This window comes from Hydrogenophaga sp. IBVHS1, from assembly GCF_002127265.1.
GTDB lineage: Bacteria > Pseudomonadota > Gammaproteobacteria > Burkholderiales > Burkholderiaceae_C > Hydrogenophaga.
Genome location: NZ_NFUU01000001.1, coordinates 629,978 through 650,288, shown reverse-complemented (window position 1 = coordinate 650,288; position 20,311 = coordinate 629,978). Strand labels below are relative to the sequence as shown.

The following is a 20,311-nucleotide window of genomic DNA, read 5'->3' as shown; positions in this document are numbered from 1 at the left end:
ATGCGCTCCCGGTTTGTTGCCTCCATCTGCCTCGCGTTGGTCTGCGCCACAGCACAAGCCACCGAGCCTGAAAACATCCCCTTCATCGACGCCCACGTGCACCTCAACGACGAGCGCATGCAGGTCGAGCTGATGCAGCGCCACGGTGTGGAGCGCGCCGTGGTGTTCTGGGGCCGCAGCAGCGACAACGACACCGTGGCGGCCAGCGCGAAGCGACACCCGGGTCGCTTCATTCCGTTTGCTTCCGTATCCCCCGAGCGCGCCGCGTACCGGCGCGGCTGGGAGCGGGACGACCCGGCCCTGCTGGAGACGCTGGACACGATGCTGGCCACCGGGCTGTATCTCGGCATTGGCGAGATCTCGGTCACGCACTTCCCTTCCCCTGGCCTGCCCGAGGCCGACTTCAATCCCAACGGCGCCACGCTGCGCGGCATCCTTTCGCTGGCGCGCAAGCACCTTGTGCCCGTGATGGTCCACGCTGAGTGGACGCGGCTGCGCGAGTTCAGCGAACTGCTGCGGTCGTTCCCCGATGTGCCGGTGATCTGGGCGCATGGTGGCTACACGCCTCTCTTCGTCGCGCAGCGCATGCTCGATCAGCACCCCAACCTGTTTTACGAACTGAGCGCACGCACCTGGCCTGTGCACCCGCGCTCGCCCGACTACACCATCCTGCGCGACGGCCAGAACGTGTGGCCGCAGTGGCTCGCCTTCATCGAGAGCAAGCCCGAGCGCTTCCTGGTCGGCACGGACGCCAGCCACCGCTCCGCCGAGAGCGAGGCCATGAAGTTTCAGAGCGTGCAAAACTTCCTGCGCCAGCTCACCCCTGCAACACGAGATCTGGTGGCGCGTGGGAACATCATGAAGCTGTTGAGGTTGCCCCCATGAATCCCTTCTGACAAGGACATCACATGCCCACCACCGAAACCCTGGAGCGCTTCATCGAGCGCGTCGAACAAGGCCTTCACGCGGAAGCCATCGAAGAGTTCTATGCAGAGAACGCCAGCATGCGGGAAAACCTGGCTGCGCCGAGGACGGGCAGGGATCGCCTTGTGGCGCTCGAACGCAAGGTGCTGGCGCGCGCGCGCTCCGTGCAGTCAACCTGCGTGCGGCCTGTGTTCGTCAACGACTCACACGTCGTCATCCGCTGGATTTTCGAGTTCGAGTGGAAGGACGGCAGCGCGACGCGCATGGAAGAGCTGGCCTACCAGCGCTGGGAAGGCGAGCAAATCGCCGAGGAGCAATTCTTCTACGATCCGGCGCAGATGGCGCCGACGCAGCCCGCCTGATTCCCTGCAGGGGTGCTATCGCTTCTGCCGCGTGGCTTTCGCTTTGGTCGCTGGCTGCTTCAATCGGTTGCCTGCCTGATCAATCCACAGCAACGCATCTGCATGCGCGACGAAGCGTCGCAGGTAGTCGGGCGACAAGGTCTGCAACATGCCGAGCGTGCGCAGCACCAGCATGTGCGAGTTGAGCGGGCCGGCATTCTCGGGGCCGCGTTGCACGGCGTGGGTCACCTCGTTTTCGGTGGAGATGCGAGCCCAGCTTTCGCGGAAGGCCTGCACGCTGCGGAGTTCAGCGCCCGGCGGGCTGAACCCTGCGATGTGCTGGTTGAGCTGGGCCAGCGGGGAAAGCAGAACCCGTTCACTCACGGTTCGGCGCTTTCGATGGCGTGGCCTTGGGCACCGGGGCCATCTCTACCCTTCGATTGAGCGCCCTGCCCTTTTCTTCGCTGTTGGAAGCCACGGGTTGTTCGGCACCGAACGCGGCGCTGAACACGCGCTGAGGTGGCATGCCTTCCTGGATGAGCGCGCGGGTCACCGTGAGGGCGCGCTGGGCGGAGAGTTCCAGGTTGTCGGCGAAACGCTGGTTGGTGGCCTGCACGGGTCGGTCGTCGGTGAAGCCGCTGACCATCAGCATTTCATCTCGCTCACCCAGGTACACCTGCAGCGGCGGCACCAGGCTTTGCAGAATCTGCCGGCCTTCGGGGCGCAGTTCGTCGGAGTTCAAGGCAAAGAGCACGCTGCCGCTGATGCCGATGCGGCCGTTGTCCAGCGTCACGCGGCCGTTTTGCAATGGGATGGCAAGTGCCTTCTCCAACGCCATGCGGCGCTGTTCTTCCTGCTGGCGTTTCTGCACCTCGGCCTGCAGGCTGGCCGCCAGGTCCATCTGCACCACCAGCACGCCCACCAGAATCAGCACGAAGGCGCCAACCAGGCCGGACATGAGGTCGCCGAACACCGCCCACACGGGCGCGGTGCGGTCGGTGCCGTCGTCGTCATCGAGCGCGCGATCGTCCAGGCGGGTCATCATGCGATGGCTTTCTTCTCGGCCTTCTCGGCCTTCGCCACCGGCTCGGCGCTGCGCAGGCGGCGCAGGTCTTCCAGAATCCCTTGCTGCGATGTGATGCTGAGGTCGATCACCTCGCGGGCCTGGGCCACGTAGTAGGCGAGCTGTTCGTCGCTGCGCTGGATGGACTGGCTCACCGCGTTTTCCACGCCCTGCAGGCTGGCAATGAGCTTTTCGTTGGTGGTGCTGAACAGCTGCACGCCGTGGCCGAACGCCTCGCCCAGGTTGGCGAGTTCGGTGGCGCTGCCACTCACCTGCGCCGCCACGTCTTCGGCGCGCACGGCCTGTGCGCCCACCGTGTCGGCGAACTGCCGGCCCACCTGCTCGAGCACGGTCCCGGCCGAAGTGACGAGCGATTCGATGGCAGCGCGCTGTTCGCCGGTGGCCACCTCCACACTTTTCAGCAGGCCATCGATCTGGTTCATGAGTTCGGCGCGTTCCTGCAGCGCGCGGTTGTCGCGCTCGGTGAGCTGGCTCATGTCGTGCCGCAGTTGCCCGATCACCTCTGCCGCGGCCATAGGTGCTTCGGCGGCGGTGTGCAGCAGGCTCTGCATGACCGCTTCACCTCGTGCGGCTTCTTCAGCGCGCAGCGTGGCGAGTTCGTTGCGCCACAGCGTGGCCGTTTGCGCCAACTGGTCGGCGGCGGCCTGTTGCTGAGCCAGTGAATTTGCGCCCGCCTGTTGCCATTCAGCTTGCAGTGTGGTGGCCAGGGATTGCAGGGACGCGGCCCACGCGGCCTGCCGCTGCTCCAGTCGCTCGCCCATGCCGGTCAACTGCGTGTTCACCAACTCGCCCACGCGCTCGTGCAGGCGCGTGGTGTCCTGCGCGATCGCGTTCATGGCGTTGCTCACCACGGGTTGCAGGCTCTCACCCGCGGCGCGGGCGCTGGCGGCCATGCTCTCCTTCAGTGACTGCTCCACCGAGCCTGCGAGACTGCTGTAGGCCTGTGCCGCTTCCTGGTGAAACTGCGCCTGTCTTGCCAGCAACTGTTCGTCAAGCTGCTGGCTGCGGCGCTCCATCTGCTCCATCAGCGCGCTGAGCTGGTTCGCCACCGCAGGCAGTGCACCCGCCTGCTGCTGCAGGGCCTTGAAGGTTTCCTGCCGCTGGTGCGCCAGCGAGAACGGGCGCAAGGTGGTGGCGGTCAGGGCGTCCAGCTGCCGCGCCACGTCCTGCCGCTCGCGCCGGCTCAAGGCAGACATGAGGCCCAGCATGGCCGAGGTTGCCACGCCCACCACCGAGGTACCAAAGGCCAGGCCAAGGCCCTTGATGGGCGCGGCCAATGCGGAGCGGATGGCCTGCAGGTCGGCCGAGCCTTCGAGCGTGAACACCACCCCCTTGAAGGTGACCACCATGCCGAGGAAAGTGCCGAGCATGCCGAGCATCACCAGCAGACCGATGAGGTAAGGCGTGAGCGCAAGACCCGGCAAGGCACCGCGCTCGGCTTCCACGCGTTGGCGCACAGCGTTCTGCAGCGCGGGTGGCACGCGGCTGAGCCAGTCGCCCAGTTGCTCCAGCGGCTGGGGCACATTGGCCAGCGCCTGCGCGAGGGACGCCGTGACCGCGCGAAAGCGCCGGATCTCCTGCGCCCCGATCAAGTAGATGGCGCCGATGAGCACGGTCATGCCGAGGGCAGTGGCGCTCGTGCCCACGAAGCCCAGGCCCACCCAGACAATGGCGGCGAGGCCGAGAACGAAGGCGGAGAGGAGAAACAGGCGGTTCAGAGAAGGGCTGCTCATAAGAGGGCGTTCAGTTCGTGTCTTGGGTCAGCGCTTCCACGAGCCCAGTGGCCGGCTGAAGGCGAAGCTCCAGTTCGGCTCGAAGGGTCTGCTGGAAATCGTGTTCGAAAAGGGGTGGCCAGCCTTCCGGCTCGGCCTTGCGCAGTTGCTGGAAACGGGTTTTCAGAAAGGACGGCACACCGGCCAGCAACTTCTGTTCGCGCCCGCCCATCATCTGGTCCACCACGGCATCCAGCGCCACCAGTTGCGCCAGGCGCGTAGAAGTCTGGCTCAGCGCCTGCCGCAGGTGGCCGCGGAAGGCGTCAATGGCCATTTCCATGCGGCGTTGATGGTCCAGGTAACGCTGGTGGTGCGGAGAAAACTCGGTGTCGGCCGCGTGCACCGGGTGGATGGGTGGTGCGGCGATCGAATGGGTCAAGGTGGTGCGCAAGCGTTGCAGTTCGGCCTGCGCGGCCGGCGCATCCATGGGCTTTCCCCCTCGCCGGCGGGTCTTGATAGCGGGCAGGCTCTGATGCGCGGCATGCAGCGCAATGGCATCGGCCACGTTCAGCCATTCACCCAGCCGCTCGCCGATGTCGCGCCGGGGCGCGGCCTCGGGCTCGGCAGGCAGCCATGCGGCGAGCTGTCGCACCAGCGGGGAACGGTTGAAATGGCTGTAACGCAAACACTTTTCCTTTGGAACACTTCGCGCCGGTCGGTGAACACCACCGCCCAGGGCACCACGCAGAGGTCGCTCAGACCACCAGCACGGCGCGGAAGTCGTTCACGTTGGTGTGCGTGGGCCCGGTGATGACGAGATCGCCGATCGGCTGGAAGAAGCCGTAGGCGTCGTTGCGGGCGAGGTGGTCGGTGACTTTGAGGCCCTGGGCACCGGCCCGGGCGAGCGTGTCGGGCGTGACCAGCGCGCCCGCATTATCTTCCACGCCGTCGATGCCGTCGGTATCGGCCGCCAGGGCCCACACGCCCGCCTGCCCGCCCAGCGCCTGCGCAAGGCCCAGGCAGAACTCGCCGGCGCGCCCGCCCCGGCCCCGTGGCTGGCCCTCGGCGCGGGGCCGCACCGTCACCGTGGTTTCACCGCCGCTCAAGAAAACGCAGGGTTTGCCAAAGCTGCTTCGGCCCAGCGCGGTGGAGCGCGCCAGCGCCGCGTGCACCTTGCCCACCTCGCGCGACTCGCCTTCGATCTCGTCACTGAGCAGCACCACATTCAGGCCCAGGGCGCGCGCCGCCACGGCTGCGGCTTCCAGGCTTTGCTGCGGTGTGGCGATCAGTTGTACCTCGTGCCCTTGCAGGCGTGGGTCGCCGGGCTTGGGAGTTTCAAGCGCGCCGCTCTCCAGTTGTGCGCGCACCGGCGCAGGCACGTCGATGGCATAGCGGCGCAGAATGTCCAGCGCCTCGGTGCAGGTGGAGGCGTCGGCTACGGTGGGGCCGCTGGCGATCACGCTCACATCGTCGCCGGGCACGTCGCTGATGGTGAGCGTGACCACGCGCGCCGGCGCACAGGCCGCCGCCAGGCGCCCGCCCTTGATGCGCGAGAGGTGCTTGCGCACGGTGTTCATCTCGCCGATGTGCGCGCCGCTCTCGAGCAACTGGCGGTTGATGCGTTGCTTGTCTTCGAGCGTGAGGCCTTCGCATGGCAGCGTGAGCAGGGCCGAGCCACCACCGGAGATCAGGCAGAGCACCAGGTCGTCGGCCGTGAGTCCCTCGGCCAGCTTCAGGATGCGCTGGGCCGCGTCCAGCCCCGCCGCGTCAGGCACGGGGTGCGATGCTTCCACCACCTCGATGCGCAGCGGCAAGCCTTCGGGGCGCGGGGGCGTGTGGTGGTAGCGGGTGACGACGAGGCCGCTGAGCGGTGCGTCGGCGGGCCACAGGGCCTCCACCGCCTGCGCCATGGCACCGCCCGCCTTGCCTGCGCCGAGCACCACGGTGCGGCCTTTGGGCGGTTCGGGCAGGAAAGCGGCGGTGTTGTGCAGCGGCAGAGCGCGCTGCACCGCCACGTCGTACAGGTGGCGCAGCAAGGCGCGGGGATCGTTCAGGCTGGGGGTTGCAGTTGGCTGGGGCATGGGGGCGAGTTTAAGTGCGGGGAGCCCTCACCCCTGCCCTCTCCCAGAGGGAGAGGGAGTAACGCACTTCAGGCAGACGGCTCCGGGGCAATGGGATGCCTGGCCATGATCTCGAGGCTCCGACAGAGGGCCGAGTGGTCGAGTCCCGCCATGCCATGCGCGGCACAGCTCTGCATCAATTGCGCCGCGCTCGCGGTGTGCGGCAGGCTCACCCCGAGTTCCCTCGCGCCCTGCAACGCGAGGTTCAGGTCTTTCTGGTGCAGCTCGATGCGAAAGCCGGGATTGAAGCTGCGTTTCACCATGCGTTCGCCGTGCACCTCAAGGATGCGGCTGGCCGCGAAGCCGCCCATCAGCGCCGCGCGCACTTTGGCCGGGTCGGCGCCGGCCTTGCTGGCAAACAGCAGGGCTTCGGCCACGGCCTCGATGTTCAGCGCCACGATGATCTGGTTTGCCACCTTGGTGGTCTGGCCGTCGCCGTTGCCGCCCACCAGCGTGATGTTCTTGCCCATCGCCTCAAACAACGGCTTCGCGCGCTCGAACGCGGCCTGCGTCCCACCGACCATGATGGTGAGGCTCGCGGCCCTGGCACCCACTTCCCCGCCGCTGACCGGGGCGTCCAGATACTCGCAGCCGAGCGCGTTGATCTTCTGCGCAAAGGTCTTGGTGGCCATGGGGCTGATGGAGCTCATGTCGATCACCAGCTTGCCCTCGCTCAAGCCTCGGGCCACACCGGTCTCACCGAACAGCACGTCTTCCACGTGCGGCGTGTCGGGCACCATGCAGATGACGATGTCTGCGCGCCTGGCCACCTCGGTGGCGTTGGTGCACACGGTGGCGCCGGCTTCTGCAAAGGCCGCCGGAATCTTGCTCCGGCTGGCCACGAAAAGCGTGTACCCGGCCTTGCGCAGGTTCAGCGCCATCGGTGCGCCCATGATGCCCAGACCAATGAAGCCAACTTTCATGGCGTTGTTCGTTGTCATGCGTGAATCCTCACAAGGTCTGTCCGTGCGCAGCGATCCAGGCCAGGCCCTTGTCCGTGCCACCGGGGCCCGCGTCCTGCGGCTTGTATTCGCAACCAATGTGTCCCGTGTAGCCCAGCTCGTCGATGCGGTCGAACAGGTAGCGGTAGTGAATTTCGCCGGTACCCGGCTCGTGGCGGCCCGGCGTGTCGGCCAATTGCATGTGCGCGATGCGCGGCAGCAGCTCTTTGATGGTGTTGGTCAGCTCGCCCTCCATGCGCTGCGCGTGGTAGATGTCGTACTGCAGGAAGAGGTTGTCAGAGCCCACGTCATCAAGGATGCCAATCGCCTGGCGCGGTCGGTTGACGAAGAAGCCGGGCATGTCGAAGTGGTTGATGGGCTCGAGCAGCAGGCGCACGCCGTGCTGCTTCGCAGCGTCCGCAGCGAAGCGCAGGTTGCTCACCAGCGCGGCTCGGGCCTCTACCTCGCTCACACCCGCCGGTGGAATGCCGGCCATGCAATGCAGGTTCGGCGTACCGAGCGCGGTGGCGTATTGCAGGGCCAGCATCACGTTGGTGCGGAACGCCTCTTCGCCACCAGGCCAGCATGCCTTGCCGCGTTCACCCTTGGCCCAGTCGCCGGGCGGCATGTTGTGCAGCACCAGCTGCAGGCGGTTCTGCTTCAGGCGATGCGTGATCTCCTCGGCCTTGAAGTCGTAGGGAAACAGAAACTCGACGGCCTTGAAGCCGGCGCGCGCGGCGGCTTCGAAGCGGTCCAGGAACGGCAGCTCGTTCCAGAGCATGGAGAGGTTGGCAGCGAATTGGGGCATCTCATCCGTTCCTTGTTCTAGTCCAGCAGGCCGACCGTTTCCAGACCCTGAGGGGCACGGCAATCGATCGCTTCAAACTCATTGATCTTGTCGATCTCGGTGCCCATGGCGATGTTGGTGACGCGCTCCAGTATGCATTCCACCACCACCGGTACTCGGTGCTGCGCGGCCATCTGCTGCGCCTGTCGCAGCGCGCCCTGCAGCTTCTCGGGGTCGGTTACACGCAGGGCCTTGCAACCCAGGCCTTCGACCACGGCCACGTGGTCCACGCCGTAGCCGCGCAGTTCACCCGCGTCCTCGCTCATGTTCTGGTTCTCGAACGCAAGCTGCACGCAGTAGTCCATGTCGAAGCCGCGCTGGCTCTGGCGGATCAGCCCAAGGTATGAGTTGTTCACCAGCACGTGCACATAGGGCAGGCGAAACTGCGCGCCCACCGCGAGCTCCTCGATGAGGAACTGAAAGTCGTAGTCGCCCGAGAGCGCCACCACGTTCTTTGTCGGGTCCGAGGCCACCACGCCGAGTGCCGCGGGCAAAGTCCAGCCCAAGGGTCCGGCCTGACCGCAGTTGATCCACTGGCGCGGGCCGTACACATGCAGGAACTGCGCGCCTGCGATCTGCGACAGACCGATGGTGCTCACGTACACCGTGTCGCGGCCAAACACCTGGTTCATCTCTTCGTACACGCGGTGCGGCTTCATGGGGATCTGCTCGAAGTGCGTCTGGCGCAGCATGAGCCGCTTGCGCTCGGCGCAGCGGCCGGCCCAGCTGGCGTAGCTCGGCCACTGGCCGGCGGCCCTGCGCTCGCGCGCCACCTGCACGAAGAGTTCGAGCGCGGTTTTCGCGTCCGAAACAATGCCGAAGTCGGGCTCGAACACGCGACCGATCTGTGTGGGTTCGATGTCCACGTGCACGAACTTTCGGCCTTTGGTGTAGGTCTCGACCGAGCCCGTGTGGCGGTTGGCCCAGCGGTTGCCGATGCCCAGCACGAAGTCGCTCGCCAGCATCGTCGCATTGCCGTAGCGGTGGCTGGTCTGCAGGCCCACCATGCCAGCCATGAGCGGGTGGTCGTCGGGGATGGTGCCCCAGCCCATGAGCGTGGGGATCACCGGCACGCCGGTCAGCTCGGCGAACTCCACCAGCAAGTCGGCCGCGTCAGCGTTGATGATGCCGCCACCGGCCACGATGAGTGGCCTGGTGCTGGCCGCCAGCATGTCGAGGGCCTTCTCGATCTGTTTGCGGCTGGCGGCTGGCTTGTAGGCGGGCAGCGGCTCGTAGGTGTCGGGGTCGAACTCGATCTCGCCCATCTGCACGTCGAACGGCAGGTCAATCAGCACCGGCCCCGGGCGGCCCGAGCGCATGAGGTGGAAGGCCTGCTGGAACACGCGCGGCACCAGCGCGGGCTCGCGCACCGTCACCGCCCACTTGGTCACCGGCTTGGCAATGCTTTCGATGTCCACCGCCTGGAAGTCTTCCTTGTAGAGACGGGCGCGTGGCGCCTGGCCGGTGACGCAGAGGATGGGAATGCTGTCGGCCTGAGCGGAATAGAGGCCGGTGATCATGTCGGTGCCCGCCGGGCCGCTGGTGCCGATGCACAGGCCGATGTTCCCCGCTTTGGCGCGCGTATAGCCCTCGGCCATGTGCGAAGCGGCCTCCACATGCCGCGCCAGAATGTGCGAAATGCTGCCGCGCTGGCGCATGGCGGCGTAGAACGGGTTGATGGCGGCCCCGGGCACGCCGAAGGCCTGCGAGATGCCTTCCTTCTCCAGCACACAGATGGCAGCTTGCGCCGCAGTCATTCGGGCCATGGTGCGATTCCTTACCTGGGTTGATGAACTGGGTCCGATGCTAGGGAGAACCTGCCTCCTTGAGAATGGCAGTGCAGGTACTTTGATTCGGTACTCCAGGTATGCAATCGGCCGGCGCCGGCGTTAACATGCCGCCATGGACCGCTTCAAGGAAATCGAAGCCTTCGTGCTGGTGATGGAGCACGGCAGCCTGGCCGCCGCCGCACCGCACGCGGGCATCACCCCGGTGATGATGGGCCGGCGCATCGACGCGCTGGAGCGCAGGCTGGGCACGCTGCTCATCCACCGCTCCACACGCCGGCTGGCCCTCACCGAGCAGGGTGCGCGTTACCTCGACGAATGCCGCGCGCTGCTGGCGCAATGGTCGGCGGCAGAGGCCACGGTGTCGGCCCAGAAACACCGCGCCAGCGGGCACCTGGTGGTGTCGGCCCCGGCCGCGTTCGGGCGCCTGCATGTGGCGCCGCACGCCAGCGCTTTTCTCAAGGCCAACCCGGAGGTGAAGATCTCCTTCAACCTCACCGACCGCGTGGTGGATCTGGTTCGCGAGGGTTACGACGTGGGCCTGCGCATCGGTGGCGCGATCGACCCCAATTTCGTGGCCGTGCACCTGGCCACCAACCAGCGCGTGGTGTGCGGCACACCGGCCTACTTCCGCAAGCACGGCAAGCCGAAAACGCTGGACGACCTGAAGCGCCACAACTGCCTGGCCTTCAACCTGCAGGGGGGCCAGCAGCGCGGCTGGTATTTTCAGGAGGACGGCAAGACCGTGACGGTGCGTGCCGAAGGCAACCTGGACTGCAACGACGGCGAACTGCTGCACCGCTGGGTGAGCGAGGGCCTGGGCCTGGGCTGGCGCTCCACCTGGGAAATCCAGGCCCAACTGCAGCGGGGAGAACTGGTGACGGTGCTTGACGAATTCGCCCTGCCCGCCTACGACATCCTCGCCGTCTACCCGCAGCAGCGCCACCTGCCCGCCAAGGTGCGGTTTTTCATCGACCACCTGAAGAAGGTTTACTCGCAGCCCGGCTACTGGCTGCGCGAATCGCCATGAACAACGCAACCCTGCTGATCCGGAACGCCACCTGCATCGCCACCTTCGACCACAACGACCCCGCGCAAGGCCGCGAGTTGAAGGACGCCTCGATCTTCGTGCGCGGCAACCTCATCGAATGGATCGGTGCCGATGTCGACCTGCCCCCGGCGCTGCGCGACGAGGCGAATGAGGTGATCGATGCGCGCGGCCATCTGGTGACGCCGGGCCTGGTGAACACGCACCACCACATGTACCAATCGTTGACCCGCGCGATTCCCGGCGTGCAGGACGCTGAACTCTTCAGCTGGCTGCGCGGGCTCTACCCCATCTGGGCCAGGCTCACGCCCGAGATGGTGCGCGTGTCCACACAGGTGGCCATGGCCGAGCTGCTCCTGAGCGGCTGCACCACCAGCAGCGACCACCTCTACATCTACCCCAACGGTGTGCGGCTGGAAGACAGCATCGAAGCCGCGCAGGAAATTGGCATGCGGTTCCTCGCCACGCGCGGCAGCATGAGCGTGGGCGCGAGTTCGGGTGGCCTGCCGCCGGACTCGGTGGTCGAAAAGGAAGACGCGATCCTGAAAGACAGCCAGCGCCTCATCGAAATCTGGCACGACAGCGCCCATGGCGCCATGTTGCAGGTGGCGCTGGCGCCCTGCTCGCCGTTTTCCGTGAGCCCGGCCTTGATGAAGGAGAGCGCTGCACTCGCCCGATCATTCAAGGGCCTGGGGGTGCGCCTGCACACCCACCTGGCCGAGAACGACCACGACATGGCCTACAGCCGTGAGAAGTTCAACAAGACGCCCGCGCAGTACGCGCAGGAGCTCGGCTGGCTCGGCGACGACGTGTGGCACGCGCACTGCGTGAAGCTCGACGACGAAGGCATCTCCCTCTTTGCCGCCAGCCGCACCGGGGTGGCCCACTGCCCCTGCAGCAACATGCGCCTGGCCTCGGGCATTGCGCCCGTGCGCCACATGCTGAACGCCGGCGTGCCGGTGGGCCTGGGTGTGGACGGCAGCGCCAGCAACGATGGCGCGCACATGGTCAACGAGGCACGCCAGGCCCTGCTGCTGGCGCGCGTGGGGCGCGCGCTGCAACCACCGGAAACGCGCGAGGGCAGGACCTTCTTCGGCTGCGACCTCGGCCCGGCCGAGATGACCGCGCGCGACGCGCTGCACATCGCCACGCGCGGCGGCGCGCAGGTGCTGGGCCGATCGGACGTGGGCCACGTTGCGCCCGGCATGTGCGCCGACCTTGCGCTGTTCGACCTGCGCACGCTCGGCTTTGCCGGCGGTGCGGTGCACGACCCGGTGGCCAGCCTGCTGCTCTGCGCCAGCCCAATGGCAGCGCACACGGTGGTGAACGGCCAGGTGGTGGTGCGCGACGGGCAACTCACCACGGTGGACCTCGGCCCACTCGTGGAGCAGCACAACCGGCTGGCAATGCAGCTGGCCAAGGGCGCTCGCAGCGCCTGAGCGCTCAGCCCTCGCCCACGCCGGGCAGCTTCAGGGGTCGGTCCTCGAACTCGGTGTTGAGCACCACGGTGCTGGTGGTGCGCGCCACGCCCGGGATGGCCTTGATCTGGTAAAGCACTTCCTCCAGCGCGCGGGCGTGGGTGGTGCGGATCTTGGCCAGAAAGTCGAACTCGCCGGCCACGCTGTGGAGCTCCAGCACCTCGGGCAGTTCGCGCAGGCGCGGCGCCACTTCGCGGCAGTGCACACCGCCGTCGTTACGGATCGCCACGAAGGCGGTGAAGCGCAGGCCCACGCGGTCGGGGTCCACGCTGAGCGAGAAGCGCTCGATCACGCCGCGCTCCACCATCTTTTTCACCCGCTCGTGCACGGCAGCGGTGGACAAGCCCACCTCGGAGGCCACATCGGCGTAGGAACGACGGCTGTCGGTGCTCAATGCCGTAAGAATTCTGGCGTCTGTGTCATCGAGCTGAATATTTGCTTGCATGGCGACTGAATTCTGTTCAAAATACGGACACACGGCGATTCGCCGGAAATTATCCTACGCAAAGCCGGATATGCCGTCCATTTTCAACCCCAAAGCCGTGGATCGCCAAACCCTCAAGCTGGGCGGCGCCTTGCTCATCGTGTACCTGGTGTGGGGCACCACCTATTTCGCGCTCGACGTGGCGATGCAGACGCTGCCCCCGTTGCTCATGAATGGCGTTCGCTTCCTGCTGGCGGGCTTGCTCATGCTGGCCATTGCGCGCTGGCAAGGGCTGGCCTGGCCCACGGGGGCCCAATGGCGTGCCAGCGCGCTCATCGGCACGCTCATGGCTTTCGCTGCGATGAGCCTGATGGTGGTGGCGCAGAAGCTGGGCATTGGCTCGGGCCTCATGGCCACGGTGGTTACGACCATGCCGATGTGGCTGGCGCTGTGGACGCGCTGGGGCGGCGAGCGCGTGCCGGTGACGAGCTGGATCGGCCTGGTGCTGGGCGCCACCGGCGCAGCGTTGCTGGCACTTGAAGGCGATTTCTCCACCACGCTGATCGGCACGCTGTGCGCCTTTGGCGCGCCCCTGGCATGGAGCCTGGGCTCTTACGCCTCGCGCCGGCTCGACCTGCCCCCACCTGCCATGGCCTCGGCCGCGCAGTGGCTGCTGGGCGGCCTGCTCGGGCTCGTGGTGGCATGGCTGTGGGAACCGGGTTCGCGCGATGTGGCCTGGGCGCAGGTCTCGCTCGCCTCGGCGCTGGCCTGGCTCTACCTGGTGGTCATGGGCACCATGGTGACGCTCAACGCCTACCTGTGGTTGCTCAAGAACACCTCCGCCGCGCTCGCCGGCAGCTACTCCTTCGTCAATCCGGTGGTGGCGCTGTGTGTGGGGGTCTTGCTCGGCGGCGAGCGCCTGACCGGCTGGGTGTTCGTGGCCATGCCGCTGATCCTGCTGGCGCTGGCGCTCATCCTGTATGGCCGCGACCTCATGCGCCTGCTGCGCACGCTCTGGCCCGCGCGCCCTTCCGGTTCGATGCCCGGCGTGCGCTGAACCTACCTCAGGGGTTTCGCAACAAGCCGAGCTCGACCTCGGCCACGTCCATGCGCACCATGCCTTTGGCCACCAGCACCTGGGCCAGGCGATCGATTTCCTCGCCCACGGCGCCGGCCATCATGGCGATGTTCTGCGCGTGCAGGGCCATGTGGCCTTTCTGGATACCGGTGGTGGCCAGCGCCTTCAAGGCCGAGAAGTTCTGCGCCAGACCCACCGCCGCGACGATGCGGGCCAGCTCCTCGGCGCTGGACACGTTCAACAGCTTCAGCGCCAGGCGCGCCATGGGGTGCACCTTGGTGGCGCCCCCCACCAGACCCACGGCCATGGGCAGTTCGATGGTGCCCGCCAGGTCACCGCGCGCGGTGGCTTCCCAGGCGGTCAGGCTGGCGTAGCGCCCGCTGCGCGCGGCGTAGGCATGGGCACCGGCTTCCACGGCGCGTGTGTCGTTGCCCGTCGCGAGCACCACGGCGCTCACGCCGTTCATGATGCCCTTGTTGTGCGTGGCGGCGCGGTAGGGATCGGCATCGGCGAAGTGGTAGGCCGAGAGCATGGCGTCGCGCACATCGGCGCCACCGATGGCCTCCAGTGGCCACACGCAGCGCGCACGCGCCAGCCGGCGGTCCGCCAGGTTCGAGAGGATGCGCAGGTTGGTGGTGCCCGAAGTCCACTGCGCAATGTGCGGTGCGAGCTTCTCGGCCATGGTGTTCACCGCGTTGGCGCCCATCGCATCGCGCGTATCCACGATCAGGTGCGTGATCACCATCGCTCCACCGCGTGTGTCGAGCACGCGCACCTCCAGATCGCGAAAACCGCCGCCGAGCTTGACCAGCACGGGATCGCAGGCGTCGCACATGGCTCGAATGTCCTCCAGCCGCTCCAGAATGCGGATGCGCGCATGCTGCGGATCACTCACACCCGTCAGCTGTATCTGCGCAATCATCTGCGTGCCCGACATCGATGTGATGAAGCCTCCCGCGTCGTAGCTCTGGCGCGCCGCGTTGCACACCGCCGCCACCACCGACGATTCTTCCGTGGCCATGGGCACCAGACGGTCGCGGCCGTCGATGCGCAGGTTGGTTGCCACCCCCATGGGGATGTTCATGGTGCCGACGAAGTTCTCGATCATGTGATCGGCGGTCTCGGCTGGCAGGTTGCCGGTCTGCGCCAGCAGCGCCTGGTCTGCGGCGTCGAGATTGGCGAAATGCGCCACGCGCTCGATGCGCTGCGCCACGCCGAGCTTGTGAAAACCGCCGATGCGGCTGGAAGGTGTGGGGGTGTTCATGCGGTCAACCTTGTTGAGGATGTGCGGATTCAGCGCGAAGCCATCAGCTTCGGCAGCCAGGTGATGAGGTCGGGAAACGCAGCGCAGATCAGCAGGCCGATGAACTGCAGAAAGAAGAAGGGAATGATTCCCTTGTAGACCGCGCCCATGCCGATGTGCTTGGGCAGGGTGCCCTTGATGTAGAAAAGCGTGTAGCCAAAGGGCGGGCTGATGTAGCCCATCTGGATCGTGATGGCGTAGAGCACGCCGAACCAGATCTCGTCGAAGCCGAGCAGGCGCACGATGGGCAGGAACACCGGCACCGTGAGCAGGATGATGCCGAGCTCGTCGAGCACGGTGCCCAGGAAAATCAGCAGCAGCATCATGGCCGCGAGAATCCACCAGCGGTTGACCTCCATGCCTTTGATGAATTCGAGCAAGGTGTCTGCACCACCCAGGCCGGTGAAGATCGCCACATAGGCCTTGGCGCCCAGCGTGATCCAGAGAATCATCGACGTGGCCTTGAGCGTGTCCACACCGGCCTGGCTCAGCATGGGCAGGTTCAGCTTGCGCTTGAACAACGCGGGCACGATGGCCCCGGCCACGCCCACCGCCGCAGACTCCGTGGGTGTGGCAATACCGAAGAAGATGGAACCGAGGATGAGCACGATGAGCATGCTCGGAAACACCAGCGCCTTCAGCGCCAGGATCTTGTCGCGCAGCGGCGCCTGGCGCGTGCTCGGGTCCAGCGGCACCCACTCGGGCTTGAGCCAGCCCACCACCACGATGTAGGCGATGTACAGCGTGGCCAGGATCAGCCCCGGGATGAGGCCGGCGATCAGCATCTGGCCAATGGAGACCTGCGCCGTGACCGCGTACACGATGGTGAGAACCGACGGTGGAATGAGGATGCCCAGCGTGCCCGACGCGCAGATGGTGCCCAGCGCGAGCTCGGGCTTGTAGCCACGCCGCAGCATCTCGGGCAGCGCGAGGATGCCCATGGCGGTGACCGCCGCACCGACCACGCCGGTCATGGCCGCCATCACCACGCAGATGATCACGGTGCCGATGGCCAGGCCGCCGCGCAGGCGGCCGAACCACAGCTCCATGGCTTTGTAGAGGTCTTCGATCACGCCCGAGCGCTGCAGGATGCAGGCCATGAGGATGAAGAGCGGAATCGCCAGCAGCGCCTCCGACTTCATGGTGTCGTAGATCTGCAGCACCAGCACGATGACGGCACTGGGCTCCCACAGCGTGACGATGAACAGCAGCGAGAGGCCACCGAGCACGAAGGCGATCGGCAGACCGCTGAGCATGAAGAGCGTGAGGCTGCCGAACATCAGCAGCAGGATGGTGTTCGGGCTCACGTCATCGCCCCCTCAACCGCCGACGCGTCCCCACCGGTGCGGTAGAACACACGGCACAACTCCACCACCGCCTGCAGCAGCATGAGCACCAGCGCGAGCGGCACCACCGCCTTGGCCGGCCAGATGGGTGGGTTCCAGGCCGAGAAGCTGGTCTCGCGGTACTCCCACGCGCTCCAGGCCGATGGCCAGCTGAAGTAGATGAGGATGGCGCAGAACAGGATGATCACGGGGAAATTCACCAGGTCCATGCGGCGCTGCCACACCGGGTTCAGCCGCTGGCGAACCAGGTCGAGCGTGACATGGCCACGCAGGTGCAGCAGGTGCGGGCCACCGAGCAGAAAGTACGGGCCGAACAGCAGCACCGCGAGCTCCATGGCCCACACGGTGGGGTCGTTGAAGAGGTAGCGGCGCACCACCTCGTAAAGCATCACGGGCACCACGATGGCCATGAGCCACACGGTGAGGTAAAAAATGGCGCGGTTCACGCGCGTGACGGCCGAAGTGGCCGCCAACAGCCAGGCGGGCATACCGGTTTCCTTGAAGGGCCAGCGAAAGCGCCCCGCACCGCCCAGGCAGCGCGGGACGCGTGCGATCAGGCCAGCAGGCCCAGTTCCTTCATGAAGGCGATCTGGCTGTCCAGAATCTTGCCGGCCAGGGCATCGCCCTTGGTGGCGGCGCGCCAGGCTTCGATGGCCTTGGGGCGCGCGGCGGCCACGTCGGCCGCGCTGAAGCGGATGATCTCGCAGCCCTTGGCCTGGTACTTCGCGAGCACCGAGGCGTCGTTCACCACGATGCGCTGGCGCAGCGCACCCGACACCTCGCGCGCGGCCACCGCCAGCGCGGCCTTGAACTCGGCCGGCAGCTTGTCGTGCGCCCCGCGGTTGGCCACATAGGCGGTGGCGGTGGTGGGCTGGTGGAAGCCGGGCACGATGACGAACTTGGCCACCTCTGCCAGGCCGGCTTCGAAGTTGGCCGTGAGGTCACCGCGGTCCGCCATGTCGATCACGCCCTTGTCGAGCGCGGAGTACACCTCGCCGGTGGGCAGCGGCGTCACCGCCACGCCGAACGCGCCCATGACCGAAGAGGCGAGGCCCACGAAGCGGCCCTTCTTGCCGGCCAGGTCGGAAATCTTGCGCACCGGCACCTTGGAGTGCAGCGGCTCCTGGCCGTACACCGTGGGGGCGATGTAGTGCAGGCCGGCCGGCGCATAGGCCTGGCGCGCCATCTCCAGACCACCCTTTTCGTAGAACCAGGCTTCGTATTCATCGGGCTCGGCAAAGCCGAAGGGCACCGTGCTGGTGAAGGCGAACGAAGGAATCTTGCCGGCCTCGTAGCCATCGAAGGTCTTCATCATTTCAAAGGCGCCACCGCGCACGGCATCGAAGGCCTGCGCGGCCGGCACGATCTGGCCGGCGGCGAACAGGTTGATCTTGAAGCGGCCGCCGGTGAGCTCGGCCACCCGCGCGACGAACTGCTCTTCAAATTTCTGCGGCGTGGTGCCGCCGTCCCACAAGGCCTGCATGCGCCAGGTGACGGTGGACTGGGCGCTCGCCAGCCTGGGCGCGGCAAGGCCCGCCACAGCGGCCCCGGCCAGGGCGGACTTGAGCATCGCGCGCCGCGCAACGGTTTTCTCGGTCATCTGTTTGTCTCCATTCGATTCTGGTTGTGGTCATCCCGCACGGGCTGGCGGGCGGTGGTGTCGCCGGTTGGGGCGACGACCGGCAAAGTGTATCGACGGGTCCCACCATCAACAGGTACAGTTTGGTGACGGACGGAGAAACCGTACCCATCAATTCATGGAGACAGCGCCGTGCAAGAGACCCCGAACTCTCCCGACCACAACGCCTCACCAGACACCAAGGTGGAAGCGCTGGTCAAGCGCATCGCATCGGCCATCGACCACGGCCTGCTGCCCGCCGGCACGCGGTTGCGCTCCATTCGCGACTGCGCAGACAAAGAAGCGCTTTCACGCAACACCGTGGTGGAGGCCTACAACCGCCTGATCGCACGCGGCTATGCCGAATCGCGACCCGGCTCGGGCTACTTCGCGCGCAAGGCCTCCGGGCCGCGCACGCAGGCGCCGGCAGCGCACCTGAGCGAGGCGGTCGACGTGGTCTCGCTGTTGCGTGAGCAGCTGGAACAGCATTACGAGGTGCGCGTGGGCGATGGCCGCCCGCCTGCCTCGTGGATGGAAGGGTCCGAGCTGGGCCGCCACCTGCGCGGCGTGCGCTCCAGCACCTGGAACCAGCTCGAACACGGCTACGGCACGCCGTGGGGTTACCTGCCGCTGCGCCAGACCATTGCGCGGCTGCTTCACGAGCGCGCCATTCAGGCCGACGCGCGCCAGGTGCTGCTGACCCAGGGCGCCAACCACGCGCTCGACCTCATCGTGCGCCAGTTGCTGCAGCCGGGCGACGTGGTGCTGGTGGACTCACCTGGCTACTACCCGTTGTTCGGCAAACTGAAGCTGGCCAAGGTGGACATGGTGGGCGTACCGCGCCTGGCCGACGGGCCGGATCTCGAAGCCCTGCACACGCTGGCCACCGCGCACCGGCCCAAGGTGTTCTTCACGCAGTCGCTGGCCCACAACCCCACGGGCGGCTCGCTCTCGCTGGCGAAGGCGCACCGGCTGCTGCAGCTCGCTGCACAGCACGACCTGCAGATCGTGGAAGACGACCCGTTTGCCGATCTCATGCCCGCCAGCGCACCGCGCCTCTCCGCACTGGACCAGCTCGACCGCGTGATCTACGTGAGCAGCTTTTCCAAGACGCTGTCGGCCGGCCTGCGCGTGGGCTTCATCGCGGGACCGAGCGCCACCATCAACGATTTGTGCGACCTCAAGATGGTCACGCTGGTGTCCACCTCGGACTTCGTGGAGCGCGTGGTGAGCCAGCTGATCGATGGCGGCCAGTACCGCCGCCACCTCACGCGCCTCAAGGCGAGGCTCGATGCGGCACAGCGCCAGTCGATCCCGGCGATGGAGCGTGCCGGGCTTCGGCTGTTCTCGCCCTACACCGGTGGCTACTACGCGTGGGTCGAACTGCCGCAGCGCGAGTCAGAGATCGGTCTGGTGCGGCGAGCTGCTGCGCAGGGCATCTTCATTTCACCCGGCTCGGTGTTCTACCCGGACCGCCATTCCGAACGCGCACGCATGCGCGTGAACATGGCCTACGCGGGGGACGCTCGTTTCCTGCGGTTGTTTCAGGCCGGCTGAACCAGCACGCGCAGCAACCAGTCGTTGAGGTCTTCCACCTCCTCGGCGCACACCGAATGCTCCATCGGGTAGCTGTGCCAGTCGACGTCGTAACCAAGGGACTGCAGCACATCGCGCGTGGCCTCGCCGCGATCCAGCACCACCACGGGGTCGTGCTTGCCGTGCGCTAGAAAGATCGGCACATCGCGGTTGACGTCGCTGCGTTCGGCCGCCGTGGTGCCGGCCAGCGGCAGATAACCGGAGAGGCCCACCAGCCCGGCCAGGCGCTGTGGCGCGCGCAGGCCCGCCATGAGCGTCATGGCACAACCTTGCGAAAAACCCATGAGCACGGTGCGGCTGGCCGGCACACCGCGCGCCGCTTCGCGATCCAGCAATCCCTGCACCAGCGCACTGCCCTGGCGCAAACCCGGCTCGTCTTCAGGCCGCTCAGCGCCCGGCTGGCTCGGCGGTGGAAAGATGTCGTACCAAGCGCGCATGCGGTAGCCGCCGTTGAGCGAGACCGGCCGCACCGGCGCGCTGGGGAAGACGAAGCGCACGGGACCCACCGAGCTCAAGTCGAGCTCCTGCGCAATGGGCACGAAGTCGTTGCCATCGGCGCCGAGGCCGTGCAGCACGATGATGGAGGCAACCGGTGTGGCGGCCGGGTCGCCGCCGCTCACGAGTTCGAGCAGTTCAAGGGAAGTGGTGTTCATGGGACGCAGCA

At 66.7% G+C, this 20,311-nt stretch carries 20 protein-coding genes; 6 read left to right on the top strand and 14 right to left on the bottom strand.

All coding sequences use genetic code 11. From position 1 onward, the window contains the following. Together CAP37_RS03235 and CAP37_RS03230 are read left to right on the top strand one after the other, a co-directional pair. Positions 1-885 carry an amidohydrolase family protein gene (locus tag CAP37_RS03235; protein ID WP_086122844.1) on the top strand — a complete coding sequence of 295 codons (885 nt, stop codon included), beginning with the start codon at positions 1-3 and terminating at the stop codon, positions 883-885. A 23-nt stretch (positions 886-908) separates the two neighbouring features. After that, the gene (locus tag CAP37_RS03230) at positions 909-1,286 is read left to right on the top strand and encodes a nuclear transport factor 2 family protein (RefSeq protein WP_086122843.1); all 378 of its coding nucleotides are present in this window, start codon (positions 909-911) and stop codon (positions 1,284-1,286) included. Positions 1,287-1,301: 15 nt separating this feature from the next. Here the strand turns inward: CAP37_RS03230 and CAP37_RS03225 are convergent, their stop codons facing one another. The 8 genes from CAP37_RS03225 to gcl form a co-directional block, all read right to left on the bottom strand. Beyond that, on the bottom strand, positions 1,302-1,649 hold the full coding sequence (locus tag CAP37_RS03225) for a DUF2894 domain-containing protein (RefSeq protein ID WP_086122842.1): 348 nt from the start codon (positions 1,647-1,649) through the stop codon (positions 1,302-1,304). Then, positions 1,642-2,307: an OmpA family protein gene (locus tag CAP37_RS03220; protein ID WP_086124796.1), complete on the bottom strand. Its 666-nt coding sequence runs from the start codon at positions 2,305-2,307 to the stop codon at positions 1,642-1,644. The genes CAP37_RS03225 and CAP37_RS03220 overlap by 8 nt, the downstream gene beginning before the upstream one ends. Further along, positions 2,307-4,082, bottom strand: coding sequence for a hypothetical protein (locus CAP37_RS03215; RefSeq protein ID WP_086122841.1), 1,776 nt, complete (start codon positions 4,080-4,082; stop codon positions 2,307-2,309). The genes CAP37_RS03220 and CAP37_RS03215 overlap by 1 nt, the downstream gene beginning before the upstream one ends. Positions 4,083-4,092: 10 nt before the next feature. Next, a complete protein-coding gene (locus CAP37_RS03210) occupies positions 4,093-4,746 on the bottom strand; it encodes a DUF3348 family protein (RefSeq protein WP_179190116.1) in 654 nt (217 codons plus the stop codon). Positions 4,747-4,816: 70 nt separating this feature from the next. Continuing rightward, positions 4,817-6,142 (bottom strand): glycerate kinase, encoded by a 1,326-nt coding sequence (locus tag CAP37_RS03205; RefSeq protein ID WP_086122839.1) that lies wholly within the window; start codon positions 6,140-6,142, stop codon positions 4,817-4,819. A gap of 68 nt (positions 6,143-6,210) precedes the next feature. After that, entirely contained in the window at positions 6,211-7,122 is a 912-nt protein-coding gene (locus CAP37_RS03200; RefSeq protein WP_086122838.1) for a 2-hydroxy-3-oxopropionate reductase, read from the bottom strand. Positions 7,123-7,132: 10 nt separating this feature from the next. Continuing rightward, positions 7,133-7,930: a hydroxypyruvate isomerase gene (gene hyi / locus CAP37_RS03195; protein WP_086122837.1), complete on the bottom strand. Its 798-nt coding sequence runs from the start codon at positions 7,928-7,930 to the stop codon at positions 7,133-7,135. A gap of 17 nt (positions 7,931-7,947) precedes the next feature. Then, positions 7,948-9,735 carry a glyoxylate carboligase gene (gcl, locus tag CAP37_RS03190; protein WP_086122836.1) on the bottom strand — a complete coding sequence of 596 codons (1,788 nt, stop codon included), beginning with the start codon at positions 9,733-9,735 and terminating at the stop codon, positions 7,948-7,950. Positions 9,736-9,871: 136 nt separating this feature from the next. Between gcl and CAP37_RS03185 the strand changes: the two genes are divergently transcribed. Together CAP37_RS03185 and CAP37_RS03180 are read left to right on the top strand one after the other, a co-directional pair. Next, positions 9,872-10,786, top strand: coding sequence for a LysR family transcriptional regulator (locus CAP37_RS03185; RefSeq protein WP_086122835.1), 915 nt, complete (start codon positions 9,872-9,874; stop codon positions 10,784-10,786). After that, positions 10,783-12,243, top strand: a complete 1,461-nt coding sequence (locus CAP37_RS03180) for an 8-oxoguanine deaminase (protein ID WP_179190115.1) — start codon at positions 10,783-10,785, stop codon at positions 12,241-12,243. The genes CAP37_RS03185 and CAP37_RS03180 overlap by 4 nt, the downstream gene beginning before the upstream one ends. Before the next feature lie 4 nt (positions 12,244-12,247). Here CAP37_RS03180 and CAP37_RS03175 read toward each other — a convergent pair whose 3' ends face one another. After that, complete coding sequence (locus CAP37_RS03175) at positions 12,248-12,727, bottom strand: Lrp/AsnC family transcriptional regulator (protein WP_086122833.1); 480 nt, start codon at positions 12,725-12,727, stop codon at positions 12,248-12,250. Between the two features lie 97 nt (positions 12,728-12,824). Between CAP37_RS03175 and CAP37_RS03170 the strand changes: the two genes are divergently transcribed. After that, entirely contained in the window at positions 12,825-13,763 is a 939-nt protein-coding gene (locus tag CAP37_RS03170; protein WP_306297823.1) for an EamA family transporter, read from the top strand. Between the two features lie 7 nt (positions 13,764-13,770). Here the strand turns inward: CAP37_RS03170 and CAP37_RS03165 are convergent, their stop codons facing one another. From CAP37_RS03165 to dctP, 4 genes are all read right to left on the bottom strand, one after another. Next, positions 13,771-15,048, bottom strand: coding sequence for a hydroxymethylglutaryl-CoA reductase, degradative (locus CAP37_RS03165; RefSeq protein ID WP_086122831.1), 1,278 nt, complete (start codon positions 15,046-15,048; stop codon positions 13,771-13,773). Between the two features lie 29 nt (positions 15,049-15,077). Continuing rightward, positions 15,078-16,394: a TRAP transporter large permease subunit gene (locus CAP37_RS03160; protein ID WP_086122830.1), complete on the bottom strand. Its 1,317-nt coding sequence runs from the start codon at positions 16,392-16,394 to the stop codon at positions 15,078-15,080. Beyond that, entirely contained in the window at positions 16,391-16,921 is a 531-nt protein-coding gene (locus CAP37_RS03155; protein ID WP_086122829.1) for a TRAP transporter small permease subunit, read from the bottom strand. The genes CAP37_RS03160 and CAP37_RS03155 overlap by 4 nt, the downstream gene beginning before the upstream one ends. A gap of 65 nt (positions 16,922-16,986) precedes the next feature. Continuing rightward, positions 16,987-18,033, bottom strand: coding sequence for a TRAP transporter substrate-binding protein DctP (gene dctP / locus CAP37_RS03150; protein WP_086122828.1), 1,047 nt, complete (start codon positions 18,031-18,033; stop codon positions 16,987-16,989). Between the two features lie 171 nt (positions 18,034-18,204). Here dctP and CAP37_RS03145 point away from each other — a divergent pair, with 171 nt between their 5' ends. Next, on the top strand, positions 18,205-19,608 hold the full coding sequence (locus tag CAP37_RS03145; RefSeq protein WP_086122827.1) for a PLP-dependent aminotransferase family protein: 1,404 nt from the start codon (positions 18,205-18,207) through the stop codon (positions 19,606-19,608). Here CAP37_RS03145 and CAP37_RS03140 read toward each other — a convergent pair. Next, positions 19,596-20,300 (bottom strand): alpha/beta hydrolase, encoded by a 705-nt coding sequence (locus CAP37_RS03140; RefSeq protein ID WP_086124795.1) that lies wholly within the window; start codon positions 20,298-20,300, stop codon positions 19,596-19,598. The genes CAP37_RS03145 and CAP37_RS03140 overlap by 13 nt on opposite strands. Between the last annotated feature and the right edge of the window lie 11 nt (positions 20,301-20,311).